Consider the following 6686-nt stretch of genomic DNA (forward strand, 5'->3'; position numbering starts at 1 on the left):
GCTGGCGCTAGACTGGCGTTTTCCGCACCGGAGAACGCCATGCATATGCGCGCACGCAGCCTCGTCCTGACCGCCCTGATGCTGGCCGGCGCCGCCGGGGCGCAGACGCCGGTCGGCGACTACCACCAGCACATCTTCAGCGCCGAAGACATCGCGTTGGCCGGCCCCGACTCCGGCCTGCAGCCGCTGGACGCGAAGGACGTGATCGAACTGCTGGACGCCGCCGGCATCCGCAAGGCGACCCTGCTGTCGGTCGCCTTCTGGTACGGCAAGCCGGGCCGCCGGGTCGAGGACGAAGCCGGGCAGGTGCGCCGCGAAAACGACTGGACCGCCGCCCAGGCCGCGCGCTATCCGGACCGCCTGATCGCTTTCTGCAGCTTCAATCCGCTGAAGGACTACGCGTTGCAGGAGCTGAAGCGCTGCGCCGCCACCCCGGGCATGGGACGCGGGATCAAGCTCCATTTCGGGAATTCGGACGTGCAGCTCGACGATCCTGCCCACGTGGCGCGCTTGCGCGAGGTGTTCGCCGCCGCCAACGCGGCGCACATGGCGATCGTTGTCCACATGCGGGCCAGCATCAGCAAGGAGAGGCCCTACGGTGCACGCCAGGCCAGGATCTTCGTCGAACAGCTGCTGCCGGCCGCGCCCGACGTGGTCGTGCAGGTGGCGCATTTCGCCGGCAGCGGGCCGGGCTACGAGGACCCACCGGCGCGCGAAGCGATGGCGGCGCTGGCGAGCAGCGTCGCCCGGCGCGATTCGCGCACCCGCAATCTGTATTTCGACATCGCCTCCATCGTCGATCGCGACATCAGCCCGGAACTTGCGCAGCTTGTCGCGGACACGATCCGCCAGGTCGGGCCGGGCAGGGTGCTGTACGGGACCGATGCGGCCCAGGGCGCCAACCTGCGGCCACGCGAATCCTGGGCCGCCTTCAGGAAGCTGCCGCTGACCGACGCCGAATTCGCGCAGATCGCCGCGAACGTGCCGCCGTATTTCCGCTGAGCTTCAGCGGCGGTTGCTCTTCATCGCCTTTTCGATTTCGCGCTTGGCGTCGCGGTCGCGTTCGGTGTCGCGCTTGTCGTGCTGTTTCTTGCCCTTGGCCAGGCCGACTTCGCACTTCACGCGGCCGCCCTTGAAGTGCAGGTTGAGCGGGACCAGGGTATAACCGGATCGTTCGACCTTGCCGACCAGCTTCTCGATCTCGGCCTTGTGCAGCAGCAGCTTGCGGGTGCGCAGGGCTTCCGGATGGCTCCAGGCGGAGGTGGCGGTCAGGGCGCTGATGTGGGCGCCGAACAGGAACAGCTCGCCGTTGCGGACGACGACGTAGGCTTCCTTGATCTGCACGCGCCCTTCGCGGATCGCCTTGATTTCCCAGCCTTGCAGCACCAGGCCGGCCTCGTAGCGGTCCTCGATGAAGTAGTCGAAAAAGGCTTTCTTATTATCAATAATACTCATGAAATAGCTAAAATGCGCGCGTCGGTTAAACTACTGTTAATCCAACATCATAACAAACGGCTGACAAATGGCAGTAGTGCACAAATCAGTTTTCTTGGGCTATAGCGCCGAGCAAATGTTCGACCTCGTCGCAAAGGTCGAGGATTATCCCAAATTTCTCCCCTGGTGCAGCGGTGTGAAGCTCATCGAACGGACGGGCGACAACCTGACCGCCTCCCTGCAGATCAACTTCCATGGCGTGAAGCAGAGCTTCACCACCGCCAACCACAACCAGCGTCCGACCCAGATGAAGATGCACCTGGTCGACGGCCCATTCAAGATGCTGGAAGCGGTCTGGTCCTTCAAGTCGCTGCGCGCGGACGCCTGCAAGATCGACTTCGACATGCAGTACGAGTTCTCCAGCGTGATCCTGGAACAGATCGTCGGGCCGGTGTTCGGCATGATCGCCAACACCATGGTCGATTCCTTCTGCAAGCGTGCCGAGCAGGTGTATGGAATCTAAAACGCCCCAGTCGGCCGGCGAGCTGCAGGTCACTATCGTCTACGCCACGCCGAAGGACGAGTTCATCCATCCGATGCGCGTCGCGCCCGGCACCACGGCCGGCCAGGCGATCGAACACAGCGGCGTGCTGGCGCGCTTCCCGGAAATCAGCCTGGTGACCCAGACGGTCGGCATCTACGGCAAGAAGAAGTCGCTGGACACGGTATTGCGCGAGCGCGACCGGGTCGAGATCTACCGGCCGCTGGTGGCGGATCCGAAGGATTCCAGGCGCAGGCGCGCCGCCAGGAAGTAGGGTGGGGCGCTAGATTACGGACATTGCGCCAGAGTGCGCCTTGCCTTTTCCAGCCGCTGCGCGCGCTCCTCGTCCGATACGTAGTCGCGCTCGCCCTTCTTGTCGATGCGCACCAGACGTACGCCTGCATTTAACTGTGCCTGTTCCGCGCGCGCCGCATCGCATCCGGCCGCACGCGCCTTGTCTGCGGCAAGCGCTTCCCCCTCTTCCTTGGCCCGGCTGGCGGAACGCTTCCGGTAATCCGCCTCGCGCTCCATCCAGCCCGGCGTGGACGGCTTTTCGGCGGACGCACCGGGCGTGGACGCCGGCTCGGGCGCCGGCTCCAGTCCGCGCGGCACCTTCAGGATACGGCTCGGCGGCGTGCCGGGCGGCGGCGGGCGGTCCGAGAAGACGCGCGCGCCTTTTTCATCGATCCAGCTGTATTGGGCATGGGCGAGCTGCGGGAGCAGGGCGAGGGCGCCAATCGACAGGAGGCGCAGCCAGCTTGGGTTCATGATGTTTCCTTGCGTTATCTTTACCCTGATTTCGCCATGATTCGCCGGGCATGTCAACGTGCGTGGTTTTTCGCCGAATGGATGGGTTTCAGGTGCATTCGGGCCTTTTTTGGCCCCATGAAGACGTTTTACGGGAGTTTCTGTATAATTCGCTTTTGCGCCTATAGGAAATAAAACTATGCGTCTTCTTCAGAAAGCACTCACCTTCGATGATGTGCTGCTCGTCCCGGCCTACTCCAACATCCTCCCGGCCAACACGTCCCTGCGAACCAAACTGACCCGGAATATCTCGCTGAACATTCCGCTGCTGTCGGCCGCAATGGACACCGTGACCGAAGCCCGTCTCGCGATCGCGATGGCGCAGGAAGGCGGCATCGGCATCATCCACAAGAACCTGCGTCCCGCCGACCAGGCTCGCGAAGTGGCGCGCGTCAAGCGCTTCGAGGCCGGCGTGCTGCGCGACCCGATCACGGTCCCGCCGACGATGAAGATCCGCGACGTGATCGCCCTGCAGCACCAGCACGGCTTCAGCGGCTTCCCGGTGGTGGAAGGCAAGCAGGTGATCGGCATCATCACCAACCGCGACCTGCGCTTCGAGGAAGACCTGGACGCGGAAGTGCGCACCAAGATGACCCCGCGCGAAAAGCTCGTCTACGTCAATGAAGACGCCGACACGCTTGAGGCCAAGCGCCTGATGAACAAGCACCGCCTGGAGCGCGTGCTGGTCGTGAACGACGCTTTCGAACTGCGCGGTTTGATCACCGTGAAGGACATCCTGAAGTCGCATGAACACCCGAACGCATCCAAGGATGCGCAAGGCAAGCTGCTCGTGGGCGCGGCAGTGGGCGTGGGCGACAAGGACAAGGAACGCGTGGAACTGCTGGTGAAGGCCGGCGTGGACGTGCTGGTGGTCGACACCGCCCACGGCCACTCGCAGGGCATCCTGGACCGCGTCAAGTGGATCAAGGACACCTACCCGCAGGTGGACGTCATCGGCGGCAATATCGCCACCGCGGCCGCCGCGCGCGCGCTGGTCGAAGCCGGCGCCGACGCCGTCAAGGTCGGCATCGGCCCGGGCTCGATCTGCACCACCCGTATCGTCGCCGGTGTCGGCGTGCCGCAGATCACCGCGATCTCGAACGTGGCCGAAGCGCTCGAAGGCACGGGCGTACCCTGCATCGCCGATGGCGGCATCCGCTTCTCGGGCGATATCTCGAAAGCGCTGGCAGCCGGCGCCCACACCGTCATGATGGGCTCGATGTTCGCCGGTACCGAAGAGGCGCCGGGCGAAGTGATCCTCTACCAGGGCCGCAGCTACAAGGGCTACCGCGGCATGGGCTCGCTGGGCGCGATGGCCGAAGGCTCGGCCGACCGCTACTTCCAGGAAGCCTCGAGCAAGGCCGACAAGTTCGTGCCGGAAGGTATCGAAGGCCGCGTCGCCTACAAGGGCAGCGTGCTGGCCATCATCTACCAGCTGGTCGGCGGCGTGCGCCAGTCGATGGGCTATTGCGGCTGCGCGAGCATCGAAGAACTGCGTGCGAAAGCCGAGTTCGTCGAGATCACTTCGGCAGGCATGCGTGAATCCCACGTCCACGACGTGCAGATCACCAAGGAAGCGCCGAACTACCGCTCCGAATAAAGATCCCGAGACGCGGCCCCTGCGGCCGCGTTTTTGTATTCGCTATCAGAAGACCATATGCATTCCAAAATCCTCATCCTCGACTTCGGTTCCCAGGTTACCCAGCTGATCGCCCGCCGCGTGCGCGACGCCGGCGTGTTCTCCGAGGTCTACCCCTACGACATCGGCGACGACTTCGTCCGCAACTACGGCGCTTCCGGCGTGATCCTGTCCGGCAGCCATAACTCGACCCTGGAAGGCGACTCGCCGCGCGCGCCGCAGGCCGTGTTCGAACTCGGCGTGCCGGTGCTGGGCATCTGCTACGGCATGCAGACCATGGCGGCCCAGCTGGGCGGCAAGGTCGAAAACGGCAAGGTGCGCGAATTCGGCTACGCCGAGGTGCGCGCCCGCGGCCACACCAGGCTCCTGAACGGCATCAACGACTTCGTCACCGATGAAGGCCACGGCATGCTGAAGGTCTGGATGAGCCACGGCGACAAGGTCCTGGAAATGCCGGAAGGCTTCAAGCTGATGGGCTCCACCGACAGCTGCCCGGTGGCCGCCATGGCCGACGAAGAACGCCGCTTCTACGCGCTGCAGTTCCACCCGGAAGTCACCCACACCACGCAAGGCGAAGCCATCATCGGCCGCTTCGTGCACGAGATCTGCGGCTGCAAGAGCGACTGGAACATGCCGGACTACATCGGCGAAGCCGTCGAGAAGATCCGCGCCCAGGTCGGCAGCGACGAAGTCATCCTCGGCCTGTCCGGCGGCGTCGACTCGAGCGTGGCCGCAGCCCTGATCCACCGCGCCATCGGCGACCAGCTGACCTGCGTCTTCGTCGACCACGGCCTGCTGCGCAAGGACGAGGGCAAGATGGTCATGGACATGTTCTCGAAGAATCTCGGCGTGAAGGTGCTGCGCATCGACGCGAGCGACCAGTTCATGGGCCACCTGGCCGGCGTGACCGATCCCGAGCAGAAGCGCAAGATCATCGGCCGCGAATTCGTCGAAGTGTTCCAGGAACAGGCCAAGCAGCTGACTTCCGCTCGCTGGCTGGCCCAGGGCACGATCTACCCGGACGTGATCGAATCTGCAGGCAAGGGCAAGAAGGGCCAGACCATCAAGAGCCACCACAATGTGGGCGGCCTGCCGGAAACGCTCAACCTGCAGTTGCTGGAGCCGCTGCGCGAGCTGTTCAAGGACGAGGTGCGCAAGCTGGGCGTGGCCCTGGGCCTGCCGCACGACATGGTGTACCGTCACCCGTTCCCGGGTCCGGGCCTGGGCGTGCGTATCCTGGGCGAAGTGAAGCGTGAATATGCCGACCTGCTGCGCGAAGCGGATGCGATCTTCATCGAAGAGCTGCGCAATACCCCGTTCGTGGCGCCGATGGTGCGGGGTATCGACGCGGGTAAAGCGCCGGTGAACTGGTACGAGGCGACGTCGCAGGCGTTTGCCGTGTTCCTGCCGGTGAAGTCGGTCGGCGTGATGGGCGATGGCCGTACCTATGAATACGTGGTGGCGCTGCGTGCCGTGCAGACCCTGGACTTCATGACGGCGCAGTGGGCGCATCTGCCGCACGATCTGCTGGGCCGGGTGTCGAACCGGATCATCAACGAGGTTCGTGGTTTGAATCGCGTTGTTTATGATATTTCGGGTAAGCCGCCGGCGACCATCGAGTGGGAGTGACGGGAGTTCTCTAACTAGTTGATTCTAAGTTGGAATTTAATGAGCCGTTGATCATTGCCAGAATGATCAACGGTTTTTTTATCCGGGCGAGTAAGTTCGGGTATGCCAAAGTATTGCCAAGTAAGAGATTTTATTAGGATTAGACGTGGCACTGGCCATGAATCGCCACCATCTTCCTAGATACTCTATAGCCGTAAAGAATATCGCTTTTCAAACTCGGCAGGCGTTCAAGCCCATCATAGACTGAGTGTCGTGGCAGTTATCGCACCTGCTCATGCTTTGCACCAAGTTGTGTGATTCGAGGAAGTCGCGCCAGTCGTAACTGCTGAATTGACTGCCTCGATCGGCATGCACCAGAACCTCGGTCGTCGGCTTTCGACGCCACACTGCCATCAATAAAGCACTCAGCGCCAGCTCTTTGTCGATGCGCGAACTCATCGACCAACCGTTGACCTGGCGTGAAAACAAATCGATCACCACTGCCAGGTAAAGCCAGCCTTCGTAAGTGCGCAGGTACGTGATGTCCGTTACCCAGACTTTGTTTGGCTCGATCACATCGAATTGGCGCTGCAAATGATTCTGCGCCACGACGCACGGCGCGCCGCCGTTCTTGTACTTGCGCTTGGCGTAACCAGT

At 62.9% G+C, this 6686-nt stretch carries 7 protein-coding genes and 1 pseudogene; 5 read left to right on the top strand and 3 right to left on the bottom strand.

Translation table 11 applies throughout. The features are described 5' to 3' along the window. The first annotated feature begins 39 nt into the window (after window positions 1–39). Window positions 40–1002: an amidohydrolase family protein gene (locus AB4Z32_RS03590; protein WP_441934433.1), complete on the top strand. Its 963-nt coding sequence runs from the start codon at window positions 40–42 to the stop codon at window positions 1000–1002. A 3-nt stretch (window positions 1003–1005) separates the two neighbouring features. Here AB4Z32_RS03590 and smpB read toward each other — a convergent pair whose 3' ends face one another. After that, entirely contained in the window at window positions 1006–1455 is a 450-nt protein-coding gene (gene smpB / locus AB4Z32_RS03595) for an SsrA-binding protein SmpB (protein WP_441934435.1), read from the bottom strand. A 67-nt stretch (window positions 1456–1522) separates the two neighbouring features. Here smpB and AB4Z32_RS03600 point away from each other — a divergent pair, with 67 nt between their 5' ends. Both AB4Z32_RS03600 and AB4Z32_RS03605 read left to right on the top strand, forming a co-directional pair. Then, window positions 1523–1957, top strand: a complete 435-nt coding sequence (locus AB4Z32_RS03600; protein ID WP_441934436.1) for a type II toxin-antitoxin system RatA family toxin — start codon at window positions 1523–1525, stop codon at window positions 1955–1957. Continuing rightward, on the top strand, window positions 1947–2249 hold the full coding sequence (locus AB4Z32_RS03605) for an RnfH family protein (RefSeq protein ID WP_441934437.1): 303 nt from the start codon (window positions 1947–1949) through the stop codon (window positions 2247–2249). The genes AB4Z32_RS03600 and AB4Z32_RS03605 overlap by 11 nt, the downstream gene beginning before the upstream one ends. Before the next feature lie 14 nt (window positions 2250–2263). Here AB4Z32_RS03605 and AB4Z32_RS03610 read toward each other — a convergent pair whose 3' ends face one another. Next, window positions 2264–2743, bottom strand: coding sequence for a DUF4124 domain-containing protein (locus tag AB4Z32_RS03610; protein WP_441934439.1), 480 nt, complete (start codon window positions 2741–2743; stop codon window positions 2264–2266). Window positions 2744–2921: 178 nt separating this feature from the next. Between AB4Z32_RS03610 and guaB the strand changes: the two genes are divergently transcribed. Then, window positions 2922–4382, top strand: a complete 1461-nt coding sequence (gene guaB / locus AB4Z32_RS03615) for an IMP dehydrogenase (RefSeq protein ID WP_441934441.1) — start codon at window positions 2922–2924, stop codon at window positions 4380–4382. Between the two features lie 57 nt (window positions 4383–4439). After that, window positions 4440–6050, top strand: a complete 1611-nt coding sequence (guaA, locus tag AB4Z32_RS03620) for a glutamine-hydrolyzing GMP synthase (RefSeq protein ID WP_441934443.1) — start codon at window positions 4440–4442, stop codon at window positions 6048–6050. Window positions 6051–6299: 249 nt separating this feature from the next. On the opposite strand, the pseudogene AB4Z32_RS03625 reads toward guaA, so the two are convergent. Then, window positions 6300–6686, bottom strand: a pseudogene (locus AB4Z32_RS03625) (DDE-type integrase/transposase/recombinase); the annotation flags it as partial.

The organism is Massilia sp. 2TAF26 (assembly GCF_052115005.1).
Classification (GTDB): Bacteria; Pseudomonadota; Gammaproteobacteria; order Burkholderiales; family Burkholderiaceae_D; genus Telluria.

Coding starts and splice junctions, on each gene's coding strand:
- guaA (WP_441934443.1), top strand. CDS start 4,440: ATGCATTCCAAAATCCTCATCCTCGACTTCGGTTCCCAGGTTACCCAG.
- AB4Z32_RS03600 (WP_441934436.1), top strand. CDS start 1,523: ATGGCAGTAGTGCACAAATCAGTTTTCTTGGGCTATAGCGCCGAGCAA.
- smpB (WP_441934435.1), bottom strand. CDS start 1,455: ATGAGTATTATTGATAATAAGAAAGCCTTTTTCGACTACTTCATCGAG.
- AB4Z32_RS03610 (WP_441934439.1), bottom strand. CDS start 2,743: ATGAACCCAAGCTGGCTGCGCCTCCTGTCGATTGGCGCCCTCGCCCTG.
- AB4Z32_RS03590 (WP_441934433.1), top strand. CDS start 40: ATGCATATGCGCGCACGCAGCCTCGTCCTGACCGCCCTGATGCTGGCC.
- guaB (WP_441934441.1), top strand. CDS start 2,922: ATGCGTCTTCTTCAGAAAGCACTCACCTTCGATGATGTGCTGCTCGTC.
- AB4Z32_RS03605 (WP_441934437.1), top strand. CDS start 1,947: ATGGAATCTAAAACGCCCCAGTCGGCCGGCGAGCTGCAGGTCACTATC.